Source organism: Roseateles koreensis, from assembly GCF_028595305.1.
In the GTDB taxonomy this organism is placed as follows: domain Bacteria; phylum Pseudomonadota; class Gammaproteobacteria; order Burkholderiales; family Burkholderiaceae_C; genus Paucibacter_A; species Paucibacter_A koreensis.
Window position 1 is genome coordinate 90,835 of record NZ_JAQQXS010000007.1, and the last position, 23,366, is coordinate 114,200.

The following is a 23,366-nucleotide window of genomic DNA, read 5'->3' on the forward strand; positions in this document are numbered from 1 at the left end:
TTGTTATCGCTGGTTCAGTGTGCTTGGGTGACGCGGCTGGTGTCCGCCCACAAAGCCAGCCCCCCGTTCAGACTCCAGGCTTGCCGGTGGCCCAGGCGACGCAGTGCCTGGGCGGCGGCCGCGCTGCGGTTGCCGCTGCGGCAATAAAACAGCACCGGGGTGTCAGCGGGCAGGGCCAGCCATTCGGGCAGGACGTTGATCAGGCCTGAAAGGGGCACGGCGCGATGATGCGCGGCGCGGCCGAATGCGGGCCTTGTGCCGACCCGGTGTTCGTAGGCTTCGCGGACATCCACGAGGTGTAGGCCAGGGTGGGTGTGCAGCAGGGCCGCAACAGCCTCGCCGCAAAGCTCGACGGTGTCGGTGGCCTCGTTGGCGCAGGCACGGTCCACGCGGGCACCGCAGGCGAGGGTTTGATGGACGGTGAGCCCCAGGCCCTGCTCCAGTTTGGCTTTGCTGGCGGCGAAGACGGCGGGGTCCATGCCGTCTTGCAGAACCGCTGCAAGCAAAGGCTGGGCACCAATTTCGGTGCGCAAACAGGTCGCGTGACGGTCGTCGTAGTCGTGGCCAGGCAGCAGCAGGGTGTCGGGCCCCACGGTGTGCAGCAGCTTGAGCAAGGACGGGCCAAATTCAAAGGGCGCGCTTTGCATGAAGTCGCTGCGGCCCAGGGCGCCGGGCATCACCATGTCGCCGACAAACGCCAGGCGCAGGCTTGCGCCTTCATGCAGCAAGTAGGCGGTGGAGTCCTGGGTGTGCCCGGGGAGGGCCAGACGCGTGAGGCCTTGTTCGCCCAGGACAATCCGCTCAGTGTTCTCGGGCCAACCCAAGGCGCCAAACGGTGTGTTGTCTTGCTGCGCCGCGGGCACTGCCGCGCGCAAGTCGGCGGCGGCTGAGGTGTGATCGCCGTGGCTGTGCGTGTCCAACGCGGCTGCCAGCGTGTAACCCTGGCAACGCAGCCATTGCGACAGGGGCTCGGTCAACTCGGGCAGCGGGTCGATCACGACACAGCGGCGGCTCGACGCATCGGCAAGTACGTAGCAGCAGGCGCCATTCACGGCATAACGCGTCAAGCCCACTGGGGCTTCGGGGCGCTCGCGCGTGGCCAGCGCCGGCATGGGCGGGTTCAGGCAGCTGGCGCGCAGCGCCGCACCGCAGGCCTTGATGCGTGCACAGGCTTCGTCGATGAAGGCTTGCTCGGCCGCAGGACCGAAGGACAGGCGCACGGCCGATGCCGCCTGCCACGCGGGTAAGCCCATGGCCTGCAGCACGTGGCTGGGCTGGGCCTTGGCGGCGCTGCAAGCTGAGCCGCCGCTGACTCGCACGTTGGCGGCATCGAATAAATCCAGCAGCAATTTGGCGCTCAAGCCCGGCACCGAAAAGTTCAGCGTGGTCGGTAGGCTCAAGTCGAAGTCCGCGTTGAAGATCAGCCCGTTGAAGGTCTGCGTCAGGGTTGCAGCAAGTTGCTCGCGGTAGTGGGCAAGCGTGGCGGGGGACTTGAGCACCTGGCCCGCCTCTATGGCATCGAACACGGCGCCCAGCGCGGCGATACCGGCCATGTTTTCGGTGCCCGAGCGCGAGGCGTCTTCCTGCCCGCCACCGGCCATCAACGGCGTGAAGGGGGCGCCTTCTCTGACGTAGAGCATGCCAATGCCTTTGGGTGCATACAGCTTGTGGCCGGAGAAGGGCGCGTAGTCGATCGTTTTGCCGGCAAAGTGCCCATTCAACCGCAGCGGCAATTTACCCAAGGCCTGCACGCTGTCCACCAGCCACAGGGCGGGGCTGTCAGCCAGGACCGCACCGATGCCTTCGAGGTCGCTGACCACGCCGGTTTCATTGTTGGCAGCCATGGTGCACACCAGGCCTGCCCGTGAGGCGTGGGCGCGCAGCCAAGCGAGGTCATGCCGCCCATCGGGGCCGACCGGAATGGCCAACACCTGCAAGCCCAGGCCCAGCAGTTCGTTCCAATGCTTCAGCGCCTCGGGCACGGCCTTGTGCTCGGTCGCGCCGTACAGCAGCCAGGCCAGCGCGTCGCCCTGCGTGCCGGGGGCGCTTTGCCGGTCTTGCAGATCCTTCAGCGCCGACAGCACGGCGGTTTGAATGCCTTCGGTGGCGCCGCTGACAAACACCAGGCGGCCCGAAGGCGCACCCAATACCCGGCGTGCGCTCAAACGCGCTGCGTCGAGAAGCGTCCGGGCCTTCAGGCCGGTGCTGTGAATACTGCTGGGGTTGCCGAAGGTGTCGGTCAAGGCCGACATCGCGGCATCGCGAGCCTGCGCCAGCACAGGCGTGGTGGCATTGGCGTCGAGGTAGATTTCCATGGGGCAGCCCGATTCGTCTGTGGCGCTGTGCCGGGCGGCCGCCAGCGGCTCCGCATGCAGGTGCCACCCAGTTGCCGAACCTCGCGGCACAGTCAAAGGCGCAAATTCTGCGGGCTGCCTGCAGGAATGGGCTTGCGTTCAAAGGCGTATGAGCGCTTAAATTTGGAAGTTGGTTCCCAATTTTTGCGACTCGACGGAATATTTTTCCAAGTCGGCTGTCGGGCGCCGATTTACCGGCGATGAACCGCCAACTGCAACCCGGCCCTCAGTTCGCGTAATTCAAGGGCAAGGCGGTGGTGAACTTGATTTCTTCCATGGCAAAGCTGGAGCTGACATCAAACAATTGGGTGTCTGCGGTGAGGCGCTTGTAGACGGTGTCATAGGCGGCGATGTCCGGCACCACCACCCGCAGCAGGTAGTCGATATCCCCGCTCATGCGATAGAACTCCACCACCTCAGGGATGGCCTGCACCGTGGCCTTGAAGTGCTCGAACCAGGCTTGGCTGTGCGTGCTGGTGCGCACCGACACAAACACCGTGACACCCACATTCACCTTGTGCGGGTCGACCAGCATCACATTGCGGGTGATGACGCCGGCTTCTTTCAGCCGCTGGATGCGCCGCCAGCACGGGGTCTGCGAGAGACCGACCTGGTTGGCGATTTGCGCCACCTGTTGTTCTCCATCTATCTGGAGAATTTCAAGAATTTTCCTGTCAATAGCATCTAGTTTCATAATTTTTTTAATTGTTGGAATGAAATTCCGAATGTTTGATTTTTCTGAGTCTACAACGCATGCCAGTTGCTGGTCATGCCTTGCAGAATTCGGGCATTGAAAACTGCATCGGAGCACACCATGAAATCCATTGGCCTGATCGGCGGCATGAGCTGGGAATCCACCACGCTGTACTACCAAATCATCAACCGCGAGGTGGCCAAACGCCTGGGCGGCCTGCGCTCGGCTCCCTTGCACCTGATCAGCCTCGACTTTGAGCAAGTGGTGGCGGGGCAAAAGGCGGGCGATTGGGATGGCTTGGCAGCGCTGTTGAGCGATGCGGCACAACGACTGCAAACTGCTGGTGCCGACTGCGTGCTGATCGGCACCAACACCATGCACCGGGTGGCGGAGCCGGTTCAGGCCGCCATCGGCGTGCCTCTGCTGCACATTGCCGATGTCACGGCCGAGGCCATCGTGAAGGCGGGCTGCAAGCGCGTCGCCCTGCTGGGCACCCGCTACACCATGGAGCAGCCCTTCTATGTGGAGCGCCTGGCGCGCTACGGCATTGAGTGCGTGGTGCCTGATGAGGCCGACCGCGCAGAAGTGCACCGCGTGATCTTCGAAGAATTGTGCAAAGGCGAGTGCTCGGCGCAGTCTCGCCAAGGCCTGATGGATATCATCGCCCGCCAAGTGGCGCGCGGCGCGGAAGGCGTGATCCTGGGCTGTACCGAACTGCCGCTGACCTTGTCGCAGGCCAACGTGGCGCAGCCCCTGTTCGACACCACTGCCTTGCATGCACTGGCTGCCGTGGACTTCGCCCTGGGTACGGCGCATGGGGACTGGCGGCTGCCCGAGGCGGCCTAAGGCCGATTAAGCCAATAGCGCGTTGCCTGACCCCCAGGCTCAGCGGGCTCGCATCTCTTGTCACAATGCACAGCCTGCCACTGTCGGCGGTGCATGAAAGGTGACCGATGACCCGCGAAACAGAACATGCCATTCATCCCCAATTCACGACCCGTTGGAGTCCGCGTGCGCTGACCGGCGAAGCGATTGAGTTGCCCACCCTGCTGAGCTTTTTCGAAGCCGCGCGGTGGAGCCCCTCGGCCTCCAATGTGCAGCCTTGGCGCTTCGTCTACGGCCTCAAGGGCACGCCCGGGTTTGATGCGATCTTTGGCAGCTTGGTTGATTTCAACAAAGGTTGGGCCAAGAACGCCTCCGCCCTGGTGGCGGTGATTTCCGCCCAAACCTGGCTGCCTCACGGTACGCAAGAGGCCATTCCTTTCGCGACCCACGCCTTCGACACCGGTGCGGCTTGGGGTTATCTGGCCCTGCAAGCTGAACATGCCGGTTGGGTCACGCACGCCATGGGCGGGTTTGACGCCGAGGCGCTGCGCCAGGCTTTGGCCATTCCCGAAGGTTTTGCCACCCACTGCGTCGTCGCCATCGGCAAGCGCGGCGACAAAGCCATGTTGCCCGAGCCCCTGCAAGCCCGCGAAACCCCCAGCCCCCGCAAGCCCCTGAGCGAGATTGTGGCTGAAGGGCGATTCAAGTTCTGAGGCCGGTGTTGGCGCCGGGTGGTCTCTGCCTGACTGGCGCCATCCGCCACGGGCATTCCACTCAATGCATCTCAACCAATCGAATGATCTGCTACGGTTTGACTGCGAGATGAGTCGGCAGCTCGACGAGGTTTTAGCTTCATAAACGGCTTTTCAATTAAATTCCAGCTCGCCAAGCCTAGTATGAAGCTGAGAAATAGTGATAGAAATATCAGTGGAATTGGAGTTATTCCTTGAATTTGTGATATCAAGAGTTGCTGTACAGGCCAGCCGTAGAGGTAGGTGCCATAAGAAATGTCAGGCAAGGTTTGAAATGGTTTGAGTAAAGAAATGGGGGCCGCGGCGAATCGAAACATTAAGAATCCGCCCAGTATGGCGAGAGCAGGCTCCGCACTTGCCCACCGGAACATGGCGAGAAGAAGTGCAATGCTGAAAATTGCATCAACCCAATAAGGTTGCTTGAGAATTTTTTTGCACAGAAAGAATGAGCCCCCTGAAAAAAAGAACATTGCCAACCGAAAGAATGAGCCATCTAGGCCGAGATTGATGCCCAAGATTGTTGGAGTAAACCCAATTCGAACGAAAACAAGGCGCTGGGCTAAAATCACTACAAAGATTGTTGCAGTGATCATAAGCCAACCTAGGCGATGTCGAATCAGACCAATTGCGCCAAGCGTCAGAACAAGCAAGTAGCATAAAAATTCCCAGTGGATGGTCCACATGGCGCCGTTGACGCCATCGTAAGGATTGTTCGGGAAGGTGCTTGGGGTATTAGGGGTTTGTAATGAAAGTATTGCCGGCAGCCATTTTCTGCTGTCAAGTTGCTCAAAGTATCCGGCGGGATTGGCTCCGAGCGGGGCGACAATAAAAATACAAATTAATGATGCGGCAATGAAGCCTGGATATATTCTTAATATTCGCTTCAGTAAAAATGCATAAATATTTGGCGTCTGAGACCAGCTTTGCACTATTAAATAGCCGCTAAGCAGAAAGAAGCCGTCGACGGCGAATTCGCCGAATGAGATTGTATTGAACGCGCGTGTAAGTAACTCGCGATTTCTATTTCCGTCGATCAATTCGAAGGAGTGAGACAAGATAACCAGCGATGCAAAAACAAGCCTAAGAAAATTAAAATTATTTGTGTGGCTTGATTTGGTGATTCTGTTTTCCGCCATATTGTTTGATCTTGATCTCGATGTTATTTTTAATTTTGCGGGTGAGTAAAGGCTTGACGCAATTCCTGGATTGGCACCGTCAACATGCTTTTCGCGCGTGCTGTCAGTTTGCCGACTAACCCCGCCCCGGCCACATACGGCGCAGCACGCCGTCTTTCAGCAAGAAGTGGTGGGCCAGGGCGGCGGCGGCGTGCAGGGCGGCGACGACGAGAAGGGTGTTGGCGAGCAGTTCGTGCAACTCCACGGCGTCGTGGCGCAAGCTCTTGTTGGCGGGGTCATAGGCCGGCACGGTGAAAAGGTTGAACAAGTTGTCGCCACGAATCCAGACGCAGGCGATGCCCACCGCCAGCACGGCTGCCAGCAGCAGGTAGAGCAGGTGGTGCACGCCGATGGCCAGGCGGCCTTGCAGGCCCGGGTTGGCGGCGGGCAGCTGGGTGCCGCCGTTGCGACGCCAGCGCAGACGCAGTACCAGCAGCATCGCCAGCACGCCACCCAAGCTGATGTGCAGGCTGCGCACCATCACGCGCGGGTCGCCCTTGGCGAAGTTGTCAATGGTCTGGCCGACGACCCACAAACCCAGGACCAACAGGGCGCTGAGCCAATGGAAGATGATGGTGCGGCGGTCGTAGTGTGCGGGTGTACCGGGCGTGCTTGGGCGTGAGGTTGGATGGCTCATCGGGTGTTTCAATCGAAGTTGAGAGGGCCTGACCCAGTCAGCTGGGTTGAGCGCTTAGGGCATTGAGATCGGCGAAGCGTTCAACGCAGTCGAAGTGCTCAGTGTGGTGCCTTTGTCACGGCGCAATATTGATCCAACGCCATTCCAGCCAATTGTCCGGGCGGTGGACGACGCTGACGGTGTTGCGTGCGGCCCAAGGGATGAACTGGCGGTGCAGGGGGATGTAGTGCACCTGTTCAGCTTCGCGCTTGAAGATTTGCCGGATCAGCGCCTCGCGTTTGACCGGGTCAGCCTCTTTGCTGCTGGCGGCCACCAGGGCGTCTAGCGTGTCGTCTTTGAAGTTGCCGCGGTTGTATTCGCCCATGCCTTGCTCGCCCCGGTTGCGCAGGTGCGTGGTGAAGATCACCTCGGCGTCGGTGATGGAGCCGCCCCAGCCAAACAAGTAGGCGTTGGTGTCTATGAGCTCGACCTTCTTGAAGAAGAGCGCTTTGGGCTGCGCGTTCACACGGGTTTTGACGCCGACCTTGGCCCACTGCGAGGCCAGGGTGATGCAAAGACGCTCGTCATTCACGTAACGGTTGTTGGGGCAGTCCAGCGTGAACTCGAAGCCGTCGGGGTAGCCCGCCTCTGCCAGCAGCTTTTTGGCTGCGGCGGGGTCGTAGGGCAGGCGTGCTTCGATGGTGGGGTCGTTGAAGGCACCGAGCGGTGAGGGCGTTAGCGCACCCGTGGGGCTGGACTGGCCGTTCATCAGCTTGGTCTTGATGGTCTCGATGTCGATGGCCTGGTACAGCGCCCGCCGCACGCGCACATCTTTGAAGGGGTTGCGGCCCTTGATATTGCTGCCCTGCAGTTCGTCGCGGCCTTGGTCCATGCCGATGAAGATAATGCGGTTTTCCTGGCCGCTGACGACTTTGACGCCGGGCGTTGCGGAGAGCCTCTCAAGATCGCGCGGGGAGGGATCGAGCAGGAAGTCGATCTCGCCCGAGACCAGCGCCGCGGTGCGGGTGGCGTCGCTTTTGATGGGGGTGTAGATCACGTTTTGAACGTTGCCTTCAATCTGTCCCCAGTAGTTCGGGTTGCGCTTGAATACGGTCTTGCTGTCGGGCGCACGGCTGACCAGCATGAAGGGGCCAGTGCCGTTGGCATGGAAGGCGGCATAGGCCTCTTCGTTCTTGGTGAAGTCCTGGGTTCGCGTGGCCTTGTTCTCTTCTGCCCAGCTCTTGCTCATGATGTAGAGCGTGTTGAGATGCTGCAGAAAAATGGGGTTAGGCCGGCTGAGGGTGAACTCAACCGTCAGTTTGTCGACGGCGCGCGCTTCGCCCATGGCGTTGGCATAGGTCGAGATTTGCGAGCTGGCTTGTTTGGCCCGGTTGAGCGAGAACACCACGTCCTCCGCAACAAAGGGGCGGCCATCTTGAAACTTCACGCCGGGCCGGAGTTTGAAGACCCATTTCAGCGGCGCGGTTTGCTTCCACTCCGTGGCGAGCAAGGGCACCAAGTTCAGCTGCTTGTCACGTGCCACCAAAAACTCATAGATCTGACCGTTGAGCTGGTTGGTGAGGGTCTCGTTCTGGGCGTAGGGGTCCAGCGTCAGCAGATCGCCGCTGGAGGCCCAGCGCAAGGTTTGCGCCTGCACCTGCGTGGGGGTTGCAACAAGCAAGCCGGCCAGCAAGGCACTCAGCCCCACAAACATGGCGAGGGGGGCTGATCGCGACAAACGTTTCATCAAATTTCTCCGAAGTTGGGCTTGGCAAGGGCCTGATCTGGCGATATGCTGTATACCCATACAGTACTTTTTGTGAACACCGACGCCAGCATACAAGCACCCGCAAAGGTTCTCCATCATGTCTTCTCTCTACCGTCAGACCTATACGCCCCTTCCTGCCAAGCATGTGCCCGTGTGGCTCTTGCGTGTATGGCGTTGGTTGTAACTGCGCGGCGAGGGGCTCAGCGGGCCTTGTCCTGCAGGTCAAACAGGCTCAGGCGTGAGGCGTTCAGGCGCACGTGTTGGCCGCTCTGCAGGTTCAGGGCGAGGGCTTGTTCGCGGCTCAATTCAGCCTCCAGATGCTGGCCGTCCGGGCCTAGCAGTTCCACACGCGCGGCTGCGCCAAAGCTCAGCACGCGCTCCACGGTGGCGCGCAGCCCTTGCGCGTCGGCCGCAACCTGAATCTGCAATTCATGCGGGCGGGCGTAAGCCTGCACCCGGCCTTGCAAGGGGGTGCTGCCGCCCGTGTTGTGGCTTAGTTGGTGCTCGCCGATGTGCAAAATGTCACCTTCGGCTTGGCCTTCAAAGCGATTCACCGCGCCCAAAAAACCGTACACAAAAGGCGTGGCCGGCCGCTCGTATACCTCTTGCGGCGTGCCCACTTGTTCGACCCGGCCGTGGTCCATCAGCACCACACGGTCGGCGACTTCAAGCGCTTCTTCCTGGTCATGGGTGACGAAGACGCTGGTGATGTGCAGGTCGTCATGCAGGTGGCGCAGCCAGCGCCGCAATTCCTTGCGCACCTTGGCGTCGAGCGCGCCGAAGGGCTCGTCCAGTAGCAGGACACGGGGCTCTACAGCCAAGGCGCGGGCCAGCGCAATGCGCTGGCGCTGCCCACCGCTGAGCTGCGGCGGAAAGCGGTCGGCCAGCCAATCCAACTGCACCAGGCTCAGCAGTTCGTGCACCTTTTTCTTGATGGCACTCTCGCTGGGCCGCTCTTTGCGCGGCTTCACGCGCAGGCCAAATGCCACGTTGTCGAACACCGTCATGTGCCGGAACAGCGCGTAGTGTTGGAACACGAAGCCGACTTGGCGTTCACGCACATGGGTGTCTGACGCATCTTGGCCGTCCAGCAAAACTTGGCCATGATCGGCAGTTTCCAGGCCGGCAATGATGCGCAGCAGGGTGGTTTTGCCGCAGCCTGACGGACCGAGCAAGGCCACCAGCTCCCCGCTGGGAAAGTCAAGGCTGACGTCACCCAGCGCCGTGAAAGCGCCAAAGCTCTTGTGGATGTTCTTGACTTGAATGCTCATAAGGATGAACTCTCGATGGTTGTGAACGGCTACTGCCGTTCGGCGCACCGCTGAAGGCGCGCCGGGTTTCTCAGTCGTGCCGGGCGCGATGGGCGCGCCACTCGATGAATTGTTTCAACACCAGGGTCACCAGCGCCAACAGCGCCAGTACCGAGGCCACCGCAAAGGCCGCGGCGAACTGGTACTCGTTGTACAGAATCTCGACATGCAGGGGCAGCGTATTGGTCATGCCGCGAATGTGGCCCGACACCACCGACACCGCACCAAACTCCCCCATGGCGCGTGCGTTGCAAAGAATCACGCCGTACAGCAAGCCCCATTTCACATTGGGCAATGTCACCAGCCAGAAGGTCTTCCAGCCGGAGGCGCCCAGCACGGTGGCCGCTTCTTCTTCATCGCGCCCCTGGGCTTGCATCAAGGGAATCAACTCGCGCGCCACAAAGGGGAAGGTGACAAACACGGTAGCCAGCACAATGCCGGGCACGGCAAAGATGATCTTCAAGTCATGCGCTTGCAACCAGGGACCAAACCAGCCTTGCGCGCCAAACAGCAGCACGTAGATCAGGCCGGCCACAACGGGCGACACCGAAAAGGGCAGGTCGATCAAGGTGATCAGCAACTGCTTGCCGCGAAACTCGTGCTTGGCAATCGCCCAGGCAGCGCTCACGCCAAACACCAGGTTCAGCGGTACCGACACCAGCGCGGCGATCAGGGTCAACTTGACCGCCGCGACGGCATCCGCCTCGGTGATGGCGGCCAGATAGACGTCGAGCCCCTTGCGCAAAGCCTCCGTGAACACCGCCACCAGCGGCAGTACCAGAAACAGCGCGAAAAAACCCAGGCCCAACGCCAACAGGGTGGCCCGCACCCAGGGTGCTTCGCGGGTGGCGGGGTTGCTTTGGTAGCGGCCTAGGGGCGCTCGAGCCGATTGAACTGCATGAGCCGATTGAGTTTTTGCCGGCCCCTTCGCCAGCGACGAGATTGCGGCAGCCATCAGCGACGACCCTCCTGGCCATTGCGTTTGGAGCTCCAGGCTTGCAGACCGTTGATGGTCAGCAGCAGCACGAAGGAGAAGATCAGCATCACCGTAGCGATGGCGGTGGCGCCCACGTAGTCGTATTGTTCCAGCTTGGAGATGATCATCAGCGGCGTGATCTCGCTGACCATGGGCAAGTTGCCGGCGATGAAAATCACCGAGCCGTACTCGCCCACTGCCCGTGCAAAGGCCAGGGCAAAGCCGGTCAGCAGCGCCGGGGTGAGCGTGGGCAGCACCACCAAGCGAAAGGTCTGCCAGCGGTGCGCGCCCAGGGCGGCGGCGGCTTCTTCCAGCTCGGTTTCCATGTCTTCAAGCACGGGCTGCACGGTGCGCACGATGAAGGGCAGGCCGATGAAGATCAAGGCCACCAGCACCCCCAACGGCTTGAAGGCCACTTGAATGCCCCAGGGCGCCAGCCACTGCCCAAGCCAGCCGTTTGGCGCATACAGGGCCGTCAGCGCGATGCCAGCCACGGCCGTGGGCAAGGCAAAGGGCAGGTCGACGAGGGCATCCACCAACTTCTTGCCCGCAAACTCATAGCGCACCAGGCACCACGCCAGGATCAGGCCGAACACCACGTTGATGATGGCGGCCAGCAGCGAAGCACCAAAGCTCAGCTGATAAGAGGCCAGCACGCGCGGCGCAGTGGCCGCCGCCCAGAAGGCCTCAAACCCGTGGCCTGCCGATTTGATGAACACCGCCGAGAGCGGAATCAAAATGATCAGCGACAGGTAGAACAGCGTGAAGCCCATCGTCGGCGCAAAGCCCGGCAGCACGCGCCGGGGCTTGCGTTTGGGGGGCCTGGCGGCCTGAGTCATAACGAGAGATTCCATCGTGCTTTGATCGACTTTCTAGGGCATCAACGCTTGAGCGTGGCGATGATCTGGTCATATTGGCCGCCATCGGCAAAATGGGTCTTGCTGACCTTGGGCCAACCGCCCAGCACTTGATCCACCGAGAACAGCTTGATGGCGGCAAAGCGCTTTTCATGGCGTTTCAACACCGCCGGGTCACGTGGGCGAAAGTTGTGGCGGGCGATGATGTCTTGGCCTTCGGGGGTGTACAAAAAGTCCAAATAGGCTTTGGCGAGCACGGCGGTGCCCTTCTTGGCGGTCACCTTGTCAACCACGGCCACCGGGGCTTCGGCGTCGATGGAGATGCTGGGCGCGACCACGTCGAACTGGCCCTTGCCGAATTCGTTCTCGATCAGCTCGGCTTCAGACTCAAAGGTCAGCAGCACGTCACCGATGCCGCGTTGCGTGAAGGTGGTGGTGGCACCCCGCCCGCCGCCGTCCAGCACCGGCACATTGGCGAAGATTTTGCTGACCAACTCTTTGGCCTGCGCCTCGTTGCCGCCCTTGGCAATCACGCTGCCCCAGGCCGCCAAATAGCTGTAGCGCCCGTTGCCTGTGACTTTGGGGTTGGGGATGATGACTTGCACGCCGGGGCGTGTCAGGTCGGCCCAATCCTTGATGCCCTTGGGGTTGCCCTTGCGCACCAGGAACAGAATGGTCGAACTGTAGGGCGCGGCATTGTTCGGAAAGCGCTTGCGCCAGTCGGCCGGAGTCAGGCCTTTTTCGGCCAGCATGTCCACGTCGGTGGCCTGGTTCATGGTGACCACATCGGCCTCCAGCCCGCCGATGACAGAGCCAATCTGCTTGCTGCTGCCGCCATGGGATTGGTTCAAGGTCACCGACTTGCCGGTCTTGGCCTTCCAGGCCGCGGCAAAGGCCGGGTTGATTTCTTTGTAGAGCTCGCGGCTGACGTCGTAGGACACATTCAACAAGGTGTCTGCTGCTGGTTGAGTCTGTGCCTGTGCCGGAGCCCAGGCGGGCAGCGCCAGGGTGAGCGCCAGCAGGGCGCCCGTGGGCCAAGCGCGACGGGGGATGAGCGACAGCTTGTTCGTCATGGAAATCCTCAGGCAAAGAGTCAGCGAAGCTGTGCAGAATGCCTTGAAGTCTTTATTACAGGAACGATTGTTTTTGCATTTGCTTATCCGTAATAGGCAAATAGCAGGGGCGCAGGCTCTTCGGTGCGCCTCTCGGCTAAAACCCCTATTAATCTCCCCCCATGGACAAGGACCCGTCGACGATGAACACCCCGCATCCCCTGGACATTTGGCACCATATGGTCCGCAGCCACGATCCCTCGGGCTTGGACGCGTTGTTGGCGGAGGAGGCTGTTTTTCACTCCCCCGTTGTACACACCCCGCAGCGGGGCAAGAAGCTCACCGCGCTGTATTTGGGCGCCGCCTTTCAGGTGTTTTTCAACCCCAGCTTTCGCTATGTGCGCGAGGTGGTGGGCCCCAGTGATGCGATGCTGGAGTTTGAGACTGACATTGACGGCGTGGCGGTCAACGGCGTTGACATCATCCGATGGAACGAGGCCGGGCAGATCGTGGACTTCAAGGTCATGCTGCGGCCGTTGAAGGCAATCAATCTGATCCACCAGAAAATGGCCGCCATGCTGCAAACCAAGGCCTGATGCGTTGTTGGTGCGTTGTTGGTACGCTGTTGAGGCGCTGCTGACACCTTGCGAGGTCTTGCAACCAGCGCGCGAGCCCCCATTTGGAAAAAGATGAGCGCCAAGAACCCGCCGCCCGGAAATCCTGATCGGCCCGCGTCGATGTTGCCGATGCTGCCGCAAGACGCCGATGGCGGCTTGGCCGCGCGCGTGTCGGCGGCCTTGTTGGACTTGGTGGCGACGCGACCCAGCTCCCAGCGGTCAGCCAGCGCGCAGCCCAGCGACGCGGCACGTGCGGCCCAGGGCGTTGTAGAGCAGGCGGCCCGCAAAGCGGCCTTGGCCGCAGGCTCTCTGGCTTTGCCGCCCGGCGCGATAGGCTGGCTGACCGTGTTGCCCGAGTTGTTGACCGTGTGGCGCATCCAGCGTCAGGCGGTGGCCGACATCGCGGCCATCTACGGCCGCTCGGCCGATCTGGGGCGTGAGCAGATGCTTTACTGTCTGTTCAGGCACACCGCCGCGCAGGCGGTGCGTGACTTGGCGGTGCGCATGGGCGAGCGGGTGGTGATTCAACCCGCAACGGCGGGCATGCTGAAAATCATCAGCAGCAAGATCGGCGTGAGCTTGAGCGAGAGCCTGCTGCGCAAGTCCATTTCGCGGTGGATACCGCTGGCTGGTGCGGCGGCTGTAGGCGCCTATGCCTTCTACGACACCCAGCGGGTGGTCAGTACGGCCATCTCGTTATTTGAAGGCGATGCGTGACGGCGCTGTGTGTGAAGATGCTGTGTGAAGGTATTTTGGCCCCGCGTTGATCAGCCCTGCGCGCCTGCCCGGTGCCACTGCCAAGCCGCTAGCGAGGCCAGCGCCAAGCCGGTGTGCAGCAGGCCAAAGCCGTTGTGCATCGATTCCGGAATCAGGTAGTACAAGCCGTAGGCCAGCGCCACCACCGCGCCCAACAGGCTGCAAAGGACCAGGCCGGTGCGGCGTTGCGGGCGGCGGTTGGGCTCGCGCGTCAATCGCCAGCCTTGCGGCAGATGCTGGCCGGCGACCGCGCCGAGGCTCAGCAGCGCGCTGAAGCTGGCCAGGCCGTGCAGGCGCATCAGCCAGGGCTCGGCGGGTGAAGGCAGGCCCTCGGGGTCGCTCAGCAGGTAGTGAATGAGCAACCAACCCGCACCGCTCGCCAGCAAAACAAAGCCCGAGGCATAAAGCCAGCGCTTCAGCCAGGGGCTCAATTTCAGGCGGGGGCGGTGGTGTCTCATGCAGGCGGATGGATGAAGGCCGTGGCGCCGAAGCGCGCCAGCAGCGGGTGTTGGGCATTGCCGCTGGCTGCCACCAGTTTGGTCAGCGCATCGGCCCAGATGCAGCGCGGCGCGGCCACGCTGATGTGGGCGGCATTATCAACGCAGCCGCCGTGCAACTGGCTGCGGCTGCTGGGGCCCAGGTGGCTGCTGGCGAAGCTGCCTTCACTCAGGCTGCCCCACTCACGCGTGCCGCCCAACTGCTCATCCCGCAGGTGCAGGCGTACCGCGCGCGGGCCAAATGCGCGCAGATCGCCACCGGCATTGACACTCCCCCACGCGCAGCCGGCACGCTTTAACGCCGCCACGGCACGGTCCACCGCCAAGCCTTTGGCAATGCCCCCCAAGTCCAACCGCACGTCGGGGCTGTGCTTGTGCAAACGCCCAAGGTCAACTGACCAGGCTTCGGCGGCAGAGGCGGCAACGGTGGCCGCACCGGTGCCTTGGCTGATGTCGAATACACCCTCGCTCAGGCGCTGCAGCAGCGCTGCCGCCCGCAGCACATGGGCGCTCAAAGGCGCAAGCGCCACGCTATCGCCCGCGCTCAATGCGTTGAAGCGGGCGATATCGCTGCTCGGCTCGAACCTTGAAAGCAGGGCCTGCACGTGCCGCAGCGCGGCAAAACCAGCCTCGAATTGCTGCGGCGTGGCGTCGCCCGGTAAACTGATCTCGCACAGCGTGCCCAGCAGCGCCTGGGCTCGGCGCCGTGCCTCGGGTTCAGTCTCATTTGACTGTGGCAAGGTCGGCATGCGGAAGAACCTTCTTGATCGGCTCAAACCGCGTTCAACATCCCACCCTTGCGGGCCAACTCAAACACTGCCAGCACGCGCTTCACGCCTTCGGTGAGATGGGTGCAACTCAGCGTGGCGCCGGAGATATTGGCAATGTCTTCTCCCACCTGAATGGGCGCGGCCTGGGTTTTGCCGACAAACTGTTTGCGCCAGGCCGGCAGGCGCACTTCGCCACCATGGCTCTCGCGGTAAGCCAGGATTTCAACGCCCCGGATGCGGCCATCGGCAGCAACGCCGACGGCATAGCTGATTTGCTCGAATTTACCCAGCACCTGGTCGGCCACCAGCACGCCCAGCAATTCCTTGCCGCGCCAGGCCAACCGCGCGGTGACATGGCTGCCTGTGGCGGCGCTGCGCGGCTTGAGGCCCTGCTCGACGAGCTTTTGCAGCATGCCCGTGTCGAGCAGCCATTCACGGGTCTCAAAGCGCTCGGCCTCAGGAAACAGTTGCCGTGCGGCCTGCTCGGCGTTCATATAGTCCACCGCAAAAGCCGCGGTGGGCGCCAAGGCGAGCAAGGCCGTTGCCGAGAGGGTCAAGCGCATCAGAAGCTCCAGCCCACGCCCAGGTTGAGCCGGTCGGCATCCTTGTTTTCGCGCAAGCGCTGAACGTCGACCTTGAACACCACGCCTTCCGCGATTTCAAAGTTGGCGCCCAGGGTCAGCACGCGCTCTGTGGCGGCAGCGTCCGGCGTCAGGCCTTGGCCCAGGTCGGCATAACTGCGAGCCGTGTTGTACTGCTCCCAACGGGCAAAGGGCAGCAGGCGGTAGCTGCCGCTCTCCCACAGCTTGTAGCCGGCTTGCGCGTACCAGCCGTCAAAGCTTGCGGGAATCAGCGTGGCGCTGCCCACCAGGGGCGCATTCAGCAAGGCGGTGTTGCTGATGGTGCCCCGGGTGTAGAGGGCCGATAGATCCCAGCGGCCCGGGGTCCAGCGGGCGTGCATGTCCCACAGCGTGATGCGCGAGTCGATGGCGGTCTGCTTCTGGGTGGCTTCACCGCTGAAGACGCTGGCGCCCAGCAACAGTCCCGGAATACCGCGCCAGTTGGCCGCACCGAACATGGCCAGGTCATGGCCGCGTGCCTGGGCCATTTCCTGGTGGATGGCGCCCAGCGGCGACTCCTTGCCCTCGGTCGAGGTGGCGTCCCATTTGTTCAGGTTGAAGCTGGTGGTGACGCCGGCTTGCAGCGTCAGGCCGTTGTCGTAGTTGCCGATCAGCTGAAAGCCGCCTTCGCGCCAGGTGCTGGGGATGATGGCGGTTTCAACAAAATTGCGCTCAACGCCGAAGTAGTGCGTGGGCTCATGGTTCTCGTTCAGCAAGCCCACGGGCATCAGGAACAAGCCGCCGCGCACCGCGTAGGTCGGGTTGATCTGGTGCTCGATATAGGCCTGCTCGATTTCCACCTCACCGGGGTCGCTGGCAGAGGCTACGGCGTGCTCCACCTCGATCTCGGTCACGACCTTGGTCTTGTCGTCAAAACGGTGCTGATAGCCGATCACGCCGCGGCGGATGTCGGCTTGCGCGTCTTTGCTGGACTTGAAGGGGCGGTTGTAATTTACCTCGGCATAACCCGTGATCACGGTGGCGGGTTGGGCTTCAGCCGCTGTGCTGACGCTTGCTGCGGCCGGTGGTGTAGCGGCCGGTGTTGTCGCGGCGCTGGCCGCCACCGCGGGCGGGCGCTGTTGTTGCAATTGGGCCAATTCCGACTTCAGTTTGCCCAGCTCGGCAGCGAGTTGGTCGACGCGGCGTAGCAGTTCTTGCTCGGTGGCGCTTTGGGCCTGTGCGCCGGCCATGACAAAGCAGCTGGCCAAGGCGAGGCAGAGACGGGTGGTTCGGATCATGGGGGTCTTCATGAAAGGGTCCTGTAGGTCCTGTAGATTTACGGAGTTATTGGTTATTTCTTGTAGCCGTCCGTGAGCGTGCCGAGGAAGGCAATCACGTCGTCAATTTCGGCCTCGCTGAGCGCGGGCGCCTGACCCGGCACGCGGTTGTAGGGGCCTTCTGTCACATTCACGTTGCTGCGCAGGGCCAGGGGCAGGTCGTCGAACTTGTTGACCGTGCCGTCGGCGTTGCGTGAATACCATTTCTCCGGGTTGGTGTCGCGCTGTACATAGAACTGCAGCACCTCGCGAAGGCTGTCGAATCGACCGTTGTGGAAAAAGACTTTGCGCACGGCGACATTGCGCAGCGTGGGCACCTTGAACTTGCCGCAGAGGTCTTGGCGCGACAGCAGATCGTCCCCATCGCGGGCGCACAGGCCGAGGTCGTAGAAGCTGGCGTCCTGGTTCTGAGCAAGCTTGGCGTTGCGCGGCACGCCCAGGCTGTCGTAGGTGAAATCGGTGAACAGCGGGAAGCTGCCGTCAGCCCCTTTGGCTGAAGGGTGGCAGGCGGCGCAATTGCCCTTGTCCTTGGCGTTGAACAAGGCCAGGCCGCGCAACTCCTGGTCATTCAGGCTGACCTGGCCGCGCAGGAACTGGTCGTATTTGCTGTCGTAGGGATGAAAGTCGGCATCTTCTTGCTGGTAGGCCTGCAGGGCCAGGCCCACCCGCTGCAACGCATCTTGCGGGCGAGAAAAAATGTCGGCGCCGTACAGGCTGCGCATCTCGTCGGCATAGCTCGCCTTGGACAGTCGGGCGATCAGCGCTTCCACGCTCTCGTTGGCCATCTCCTTGGGATTCAGAAAAGGCTTGGTGGCCTGTTCATGCAGGGAGTTGACCCGGCCGTCCCAGAAGAAACCGCCGGTGGGTGTGCCATCCGCCGCGAAGAAAAAGGCTGTATTGCTCACCAGGTAACGCATGCCCGGCGAGTTGCGGCCGCCCTGCAGATCCAGCTTGGCGCCGCCCAGCTGCGCAGACAAATTGTTGGGCGAGGCATGGCCTGTGTCGGGGGCATGGCAGCTGATGCAAGCCTGTTGGCCCGAGGCGGAGAGCGACACGTCCTTGAAGATCTTTTCCCCCAATGCGGCCGTACTGCTCAACGTTGTTGTGGCGTTATTGCCGCTGCTGTTGGTGCTGTCATTGCTTGAAGAGCCGCCGCCACAGGCCGCCAGCAAGGCGCTCAACATCACGCACAGCAACGGCCCCACAGTGCGCCCACGGAGCTGCTGGACGGGGCGGGGAAAGGGGGCGAGAAGCGGGTGGAGAAACGAACGCGGCGTCTGCATGGCAACTTTGGGAAATCTTTATTTGTTGATCTACATGATAACGATTCGCAATAGCAACATTGATTGATTGAGGTCAACAAACAACAAACTTTCAGTGGAGTCAGGGACCCAACGAGTAAGCGGGTTGATCGCCAATTCGACGCTTCACCGCCTGTCGCCTAAGTTTCCGGCCCCGCTGAGTTTCGGGGTTTGCCCTCTTGGGTAGGGGGACACAAGCGCACGCGCCCTTGCTATGCTGGCTGCATGAGCATCCCGGCCATCCTTGATGTCGAGGCTTCCGGTTTCGGGCGGGGCAGCTACCCCATTGAGGTAGGTTTTGTCGATGCGGCGGGCGAATTGTTTTGCTCGCTCATTCAGCCCGAGCCTGAATGGCAGCACTGGGATCCGTCGGCTGAAAATCTGCACGGCATCAGCCGGGAGGTCTTGCTCAAACATGGCAAGCCGCCCGGCTGGGTGGCACAGCAACTCAACGAGCGCCTGCAGGGGCAGGTGGTGTATTGCGATGCCTGGGGGCATGACTATCCCTGGTTGGCGCGTCTGTTTGACGCGGGTGGCTGCCTCCCGCGTTTCAAACTGGCCGACCTGCGCAGCGAACTCAGCGAGGACGAACAAGCGGCCTGGCAAACCGCGTTGGAGCAGGTGCGGGGCGAGTGCGCCTTGACGCGGCACCGCGCCAGCACCGATGCGCTCATTCTTCAGCGCACGCTCAAGCGCTTGCGGCAAGAGACTGGGCCATGTTCGGTGGAGCTGCTCAGTCAGCGGCTCGTTCAACAAACACGTTTGGCTTGATCCATGACAAGCCGACGCCCATCCGCCGGCAGGAAGATCAAACAGAATTCAAACCCTGAACTGCTGAGGCTGCCATGTTTTTTCACCGTATTCTTGTACCGACCGACGGATCCGCCACGGCCCAGCGCGCCGCCTTGGTGGCTGCCGATATGGCAAAGCGTTATGGCGCTGTACTGGACATTGTCAGCGTCATCGACCCCTCACCTTTTTTGTACTTTCCTGACGCCGGAGGGGAGGCCATGGCGTACTACATGGAAGCGAGCGAAGCCGCGGCCCGCCAAGGCATTGAGCACGCCGAAGACGCGGCGCGCAGCGCGGGCGTGAGCTTCACCAGCCATGTGCTGCGCGAGCACGGGCCGGCGCAGTCCATCGTGGCCCATGCGGGCAGCAGTGGCTGCGACCTGATTGTGATCGGCTCCCACGGGCGGCGCGGTATGGACGCTGTGCTGCTGGGCAGCGTGGCACAGAAGGTGTTGACCCTGGCCACGGTACCGGTGTTTGTGATCAAGTAGTCAAATAAGCGGCGGAATCACCGTCGATCGCAACATTTCACGGGGCTTTCCCGGGGCTGATCGGATGTTTTTGCGCGCATTTGCATGCCATCATTGACGCAGTGATAACTGCTTACTTAGAGGGCATGGGATGGCCAATGCCGTCGACATCAGTAACGAAGAACTTCAGCGGCTGAAGGCATTGCATGAATTTTCGGTACTGGACACAGCAGCCGAGCCTGCTTTTGACGACTTGACGCAGTTGGCGGCGCAGCTGTTTGCGGCGCCCATTGCGCTTGTCACCTTCATTGACGGCAATCGCCAATGGATCAAAGCCTGTCAAGGCATCGCCATCCGCGAGACACCCCGTTCCGTCGCGATGTGCGATCTGACCATTCGAGGCGCTGAAGTCCTGGTGATTGAAGACGCATTGCTGGACAACCGTACCGCCCAGAATCCCTTGGTGACGGGGCCCCCCGGACTGCGTTTTTATGCGGGCGCGCCGCTGATCACGCCGGAAGGTTTTGCCCTGGGAAGTTTGTGCATCCTGGACACCCGGCCTCGCAGTTTTGACGCGCAGCAGTGTGTTTGCCTGCAGCAATTGGCCCGCCAAGTGATGTCGCAATTGATGCTGCGGCGCCAGAACAGGCAGCTGACCGACACGCTGACTGAAATCCAGCACGTTGACGCCAAGCGCCGCGAGAGTGAGGCTATTTACGCCCTGCTGTTTGCCAACAGCATGGACGGTGTCTTGCAGACGCGTTCGCATTCGGTCATCTTGAGCGCGAATCCCATGGCCTGCGAGATCCTTGGTTTGCGCGAGGATCAGTTGTGCGGCATGACGCGCAAGAAGCTGCTGAAACTGGACGATCCCCGGCTGCCCCCGCTTTTGAACGAACTCGAGCGAATGGGCAAAGCACACGGCGAGGTCACCATGATTCGCGGCGACGGCGAGTATTTTGAAGCGGACATTTCCATCGTCACCTACCGTGACGAAGCGGGCGAGGATTTCGCCAGTGTGGTGTTTCGCGACGTCACCGAGCGGCGCGTGTGGGCCCGAAAGGTCGAGCAAAGCCTGGAGTTGTTGGGCAATCTCGCCCGGCGGGTGCCCGGCGCCCTGGTTCAGTACCGCTTGGACGCCGAGGGAAGCGCCAGTTATCCCTATTGCAGCGAGGGCATTTACAACATTTACGAAGTCAGCCCGCAAGACCTTCGCAACAACGACGTCTTGGTGCGCCAGCGCGTGCACCCCGATGATGCGGCGGACTTGGCCGATTCAATACGGCGATCCGCGGCCACGTTGCAGCCCTGGCATCACGAGTTTCGGGTCATGTTGCCGCGCCAGGGTTTGCGCTGGCGCCTGGGCAGTGGCCAGCCGGAGCGCCTGGCCGACAACAGTGTGCTCTGGCACGCCTTCTTGACCGACATCACCGAGCGGAAACAATCCGAGCAGCACACCCATTGGCTGGCTTATTACGATGTGCTGACCGGCCTGCCGAACCGGCGCATGCTGCTGGACCGCATTGCGCATGACTTGGCGGTGGCGCGTCGTTCGCGCCAGCAGGGGGCGGTGATGTTCATCGACCTCGATAACTTCAAGCACATCAACGACGCGCTGGGCCATTCGGTCGGCGACGACCTGCTCAAGCAGGTGGCGCAGCGCCTGCGCAAAGTCGCGCGCGAAGGCGATACCGTGGCTCGCCTGGGTGGGGATGAATTTGTGGTGTTGGTCAGCAATTTGGGCCTGGACGGCGAGCATGCATCGCGCCACGCCATGGCGGTGGCCGAGAAGCTGCGTGAGGTGCTGGTGATGGACTACCGCATCAATGACCACAGCTATAGCGTGTCGGGCAGCATCGGCATCACCTTGTTCCCCAAAGGGGCGGAGGCGGTGGACGACCTTCTGCGCGAGGCGGACACCGCCATGTACCGCGCCAAAGCGGCGGGCCGCAATCGCGTGGCCTTCTTCGAGGCGCTCATGCATGTGGAAGTGCAAGACCGCCTGCACCTGGAGCGCGATCTGAGAGAGGCCTTGTTGCTGGAGCAGTTCCACCTGCATCTGCAGTCCCAGTTCAATGCCGAGGGGACGGAGATTGGTGGCGAGTTGCTGCTGCGCTGGCAACATCCGCTGCGTGGCGCCGTGTCGCCTTTGCAGTTCATCCCGGTGGCTGAAGATTCTGGGCTCATCATCGAGTTGGGCAACCGCGTGCTGCGTCAGGCTTGCTTGGCGTTGGCGCGCCTGCAGAAGGCGGGTTGTTTGCAGAGCTTGTCGGTCAACGTCAGCCCGCGGCAGTTCCGCCGAGATGATTTTGTCGACGGCCTGAGAAGAATCATCTTTGAAACCGGGGCGCCGGCCTCGTTTCTCATTCTGGAGGTGACTGAAGGGCTGTTGATCGAGAACTGGCAAGACACGATTGCGCGCATGTCCGAGCTGGGCGCCATGGGCCTGCGGTTTTCCATTGACGACTTTGGCACCGGCTACTCCAGCCTGGCGTATTTGAAGAAGCTGCCCCTGTACGAGCTCAAGGTGGACAAGAGCTTTGTGCAGGACACGCCCAGCGATCCCAATGACACCGTCATCGTCGAGGCGGTGGTGTCGATGGCCAAGCACTTGAACCTGCGCGTGGTGGCTGAGGGCGTTGAAACGCAGGCGCAGCGAGACTTTCTGGTTGCCGCTGGATGCGATTGCCTGCAGGGTTATCTGTTGGCGCGCCCAGGGCCCTTGGAGGACTGGCTGCTCAAGCGGGGTGCATAACCGGCGTGACCGGCTAGGCCGTTTGTCGCAATACCAGTTCAGTGGGTAACTCGACCGGCAAGGTGCCTTCGCCTTCCAGTTGCGCGATCAAGGCGCCGACCAGCGCCTCGCCCGCCACGTCAATGGATTGGCGTACGGTGCTCAGCGGCGGCTGGTAGTGCACGGCCAGGGCGATGTCGTCATAACCGATCACGGCCACGTCTTCAGGGACCCGGCGGCCATGACGGCGCAGCGTGCTGATGGCGGTCATGGCCACGAGATCGCTGGACGCAAAAATGGCATCCAGCGGTTCGCCGCTGTCCAGCAACGCATCCAGGTCTTGCTCGATGGCTGCACTGACAAAGGGCACGGGCCGGCACAGCGCGGGCGTGGGGCTCAGCCCGCGCGCCCTATGGGCTTGCACATAACCCTCATAGCGCTGGGCAATTTCAGGCAAGCTGGGGTCGCCGAGAAAGGCAATGTGCTGCGCGCCTTGGTTGAGCAGGTGCTCCACCGCGAGGCGCCCGCCGGCCAAGTTGTCGCTGCCGACGGTGCAATACAGCTGCTGCGGCAGTTTGGCGCCCCACACGACCAGCGGCACCCGTCGCAGCGCCAGCTCATTGAGTTGATCGTGGTGATGCCATTGGCCGATCAGGATGATGCCAAGGGCACGGCCCGTGGTGTAGGGGCGCCCGGCATCGTTCAGGTGCTCTGCGTCCACGCGCGACAGCAGCATGTCGAAGCCGCGCTTGGTGCAGGCATCGGCAATGCTGCCGATCAGCGCCAGAAAGAAGGGGTCTGACAAACTCTGCCGGGTGGCGGTGTCGTAGGGCACGATCACCGCGATGGTGTTGATCTGCTTGAGGCGTAAATTCTGCGCGCCCACATTGACCGAGTAATTCAGCGAAGCCGCCAACTCTGCCACCCGGGCGCGGGTCTTTTCATTGACCAGTGGGCTACCGGCCAGCGCGCGCGACACGGTGGAAACGGCAACGCCCGCAAGGCGCGCAATATCGGCCATTTGGGCGCGCCCTGCTGGGGTGGTGATGCTGGGCTTTTTCTGGGTAGTCACGCAGGAGGCGGCGAACAAGCAGTGGGCTGCGCCGGTCGAGCTTCGTGGGTCAACAGGCGGGTGAGTTTGCCGCCAAGTATA

General features: G+C 61.9%; 22 protein-coding genes. 7 read left to right on the top strand and 15 right to left on the bottom strand.

Annotation, left to right across the window (positions count from 1 at the left end; translation table 11 throughout):
• Positions 1-14 precede the first annotated feature (14 nt).
• Positions 15-2,315, bottom strand: a complete 2,301-nt coding sequence (locus PRZ01_RS09290) for an aminotransferase class V-fold PLP-dependent enzyme (protein ID WP_273596648.1) — start codon at positions 2,313-2,315, stop codon at positions 15-17.
• 265 nt (positions 2,316-2,580) lie between these two features.
• Complete coding sequence (locus PRZ01_RS09295) at positions 2,581-3,048, bottom strand: Lrp/AsnC family transcriptional regulator (protein ID WP_273596501.1); 468 nt, start codon at positions 3,046-3,048, stop codon at positions 2,581-2,583.
• A gap of 120 nt (positions 3,049-3,168) precedes the next feature.
• Here PRZ01_RS09295 and PRZ01_RS09300 point away from each other — a divergent pair, with 120 nt between their 5' ends.
• Both PRZ01_RS09300 and PRZ01_RS09305 read left to right on the top strand, forming a co-directional pair.
• The gene (locus PRZ01_RS09300) at positions 3,169-3,894 is read left to right on the top strand and encodes an aspartate/glutamate racemase family protein (protein ID WP_273596502.1); all 726 of its coding nucleotides are present in this window, start codon (positions 3,169-3,171) and stop codon (positions 3,892-3,894) included.
• Positions 3,895-4,001: 107 nt separating this feature from the next.
• Positions 4,002-4,586: a nitroreductase family protein gene (locus PRZ01_RS09305; protein ID WP_273596503.1), complete on the top strand. Its 585-nt coding sequence runs from the start codon at positions 4,002-4,004 to the stop codon at positions 4,584-4,586.
• Positions 4,587-4,657: 71 nt separating this feature from the next.
• Here PRZ01_RS09305 and PRZ01_RS09310 read toward each other — a convergent pair whose 3' ends face one another.
• The 7 genes from PRZ01_RS09310 to PRZ01_RS09340 form a co-directional block, all read right to left on the bottom strand.
• Positions 4,658-5,761: an acyltransferase family protein gene (locus PRZ01_RS09310; RefSeq protein ID WP_273596504.1), complete on the bottom strand. Its 1,104-nt coding sequence runs from the start codon at positions 5,759-5,761 to the stop codon at positions 4,658-4,660.
• 115 nt (positions 5,762-5,876) lie between these two features.
• Complete coding sequence (locus PRZ01_RS09315; RefSeq protein ID WP_273596505.1) at positions 5,877-6,437, bottom strand: cytochrome b; 561 nt, start codon at positions 6,435-6,437, stop codon at positions 5,877-5,879.
• Between the two features lie 115 nt (positions 6,438-6,552).
• The gene (locus PRZ01_RS09320; protein WP_273596506.1) at positions 6,553-8,163 is read right to left on the bottom strand and encodes an ABC transporter substrate-binding protein; all 1,611 of its coding nucleotides are present in this window, start codon (positions 8,161-8,163) and stop codon (positions 6,553-6,555) included.
• A gap of 221 nt (positions 8,164-8,384) precedes the next feature.
• Positions 8,385-9,455: a sulfate/molybdate ABC transporter ATP-binding protein gene (locus tag PRZ01_RS09325; RefSeq protein WP_273596507.1), complete on the bottom strand. Its 1,071-nt coding sequence runs from the start codon at positions 9,453-9,455 to the stop codon at positions 8,385-8,387.
• A 70-nt stretch (positions 9,456-9,525) separates the two neighbouring features.
• Positions 9,526-10,449: a sulfate ABC transporter permease subunit CysW gene (gene cysW, locus PRZ01_RS09330; RefSeq protein WP_273596508.1), complete on the bottom strand. Its 924-nt coding sequence runs from the start codon at positions 10,447-10,449 to the stop codon at positions 9,526-9,528.
• Entirely contained in the window at positions 10,449-11,324 is an 876-nt protein-coding gene (gene cysT / locus PRZ01_RS09335; protein WP_273596509.1) for a sulfate ABC transporter permease subunit CysT, read from the bottom strand. Before cysT ends, cysW begins: the two co-directional genes overlap by 1 nt.
• 26 nt (positions 11,325-11,350) lie before the next feature.
• Complete coding sequence (locus PRZ01_RS09340; RefSeq protein WP_273596510.1) at positions 11,351-12,400, bottom strand: sulfate ABC transporter substrate-binding protein; 1,050 nt, start codon at positions 12,398-12,400, stop codon at positions 11,351-11,353.
• A gap of 161 nt (positions 12,401-12,561) precedes the next feature.
• Between PRZ01_RS09340 and PRZ01_RS09345 the strand changes: the two genes are divergently transcribed.
• The gene (locus PRZ01_RS09345) at positions 12,562-12,975 is read left to right on the top strand and encodes a nuclear transport factor 2 family protein (RefSeq protein WP_273596511.1); all 414 of its coding nucleotides are present in this window, start codon (positions 12,562-12,564) and stop codon (positions 12,973-12,975) included.
• Positions 12,976-13,068: 93 nt separating this feature from the next.
• A complete protein-coding gene (locus tag PRZ01_RS09350) occupies positions 13,069-13,713 on the top strand; it encodes a hypothetical protein (RefSeq protein WP_273596512.1) in 645 nt (214 codons plus the stop codon).
• A gap of 50 nt (positions 13,714-13,763) precedes the next feature.
• Here PRZ01_RS09350 and PRZ01_RS09355 read toward each other — a convergent pair whose 3' ends face one another.
• Genes PRZ01_RS09355 through PRZ01_RS09375 form a run of 5 tightly spaced genes read right to left on the bottom strand, consistent with a single transcriptional unit; the run spans position 13,764 to position 18,199 of the window.
• The gene (locus PRZ01_RS09355; RefSeq protein ID WP_273596513.1) at positions 13,764-14,210 is read right to left on the bottom strand and encodes a hypothetical protein; all 447 of its coding nucleotides are present in this window, start codon (positions 14,208-14,210) and stop codon (positions 13,764-13,766) included.
• A complete protein-coding gene (locus PRZ01_RS09360; protein ID WP_273596514.1) occupies positions 14,207-14,989 on the bottom strand; it encodes an FAD:protein FMN transferase in 783 nt (260 codons plus the stop codon). The genes PRZ01_RS09355 and PRZ01_RS09360 overlap by 4 nt, the downstream gene beginning before the upstream one ends.
• Before the next feature lie 32 nt (positions 14,990-15,021).
• The gene (locus PRZ01_RS09365; protein ID WP_273596515.1) at positions 15,022-15,582 is read right to left on the bottom strand and encodes an FMN-binding protein; all 561 of its coding nucleotides are present in this window, start codon (positions 15,580-15,582) and stop codon (positions 15,022-15,024) included.
• Positions 15,582-16,889 (bottom strand): porin, encoded by a 1,308-nt coding sequence (locus PRZ01_RS09370; protein WP_273596516.1) that lies wholly within the window; start codon positions 16,887-16,889, stop codon positions 15,582-15,584. The genes PRZ01_RS09365 and PRZ01_RS09370 overlap by 1 nt, the downstream gene beginning before the upstream one ends.
• Before the next feature lie 41 nt (positions 16,890-16,930).
• A complete protein-coding gene (locus PRZ01_RS09375) occupies positions 16,931-18,199 on the bottom strand; it encodes a cytochrome-c peroxidase (protein ID WP_273596517.1) in 1,269 nt (422 codons plus the stop codon).
• A 243-nt stretch (positions 18,200-18,442) separates the two neighbouring features.
• Between PRZ01_RS09375 and PRZ01_RS09380 the strand changes: the two genes are divergently transcribed.
• From PRZ01_RS09380 to PRZ01_RS09390, 3 genes are all read left to right on the top strand, one after another.
• Positions 18,443-18,988 carry a 3'-5' exonuclease gene (locus tag PRZ01_RS09380; RefSeq protein ID WP_273596518.1) on the top strand — a complete coding sequence of 182 codons (546 nt, stop codon included), beginning with the start codon at positions 18,443-18,445 and terminating at the stop codon, positions 18,986-18,988.
• 74 nt (positions 18,989-19,062) lie between these two features.
• Positions 19,063-19,500, top strand: coding sequence for a universal stress protein (locus PRZ01_RS09385; protein WP_273596519.1), 438 nt, complete (start codon positions 19,063-19,065; stop codon positions 19,498-19,500).
• A gap of 130 nt (positions 19,501-19,630) precedes the next feature.
• Positions 19,631-22,234 (top strand): bifunctional diguanylate cyclase/phosphodiesterase, encoded by a 2,604-nt coding sequence (locus PRZ01_RS09390; protein WP_273596520.1) that lies wholly within the window; start codon positions 19,631-19,633, stop codon positions 22,232-22,234.
• 13 nt (positions 22,235-22,247) lie between these two features.
• Here the strand turns inward: PRZ01_RS09390 and PRZ01_RS09395 are convergent, their stop codons facing one another.
• Positions 22,248-23,285, bottom strand: coding sequence for a LacI family DNA-binding transcriptional regulator (locus tag PRZ01_RS09395; RefSeq protein ID WP_338111460.1), 1,038 nt, complete (start codon positions 23,283-23,285; stop codon positions 22,248-22,250).
• Between the last annotated feature and the right edge of the window lie 81 nt (positions 23,286-23,366).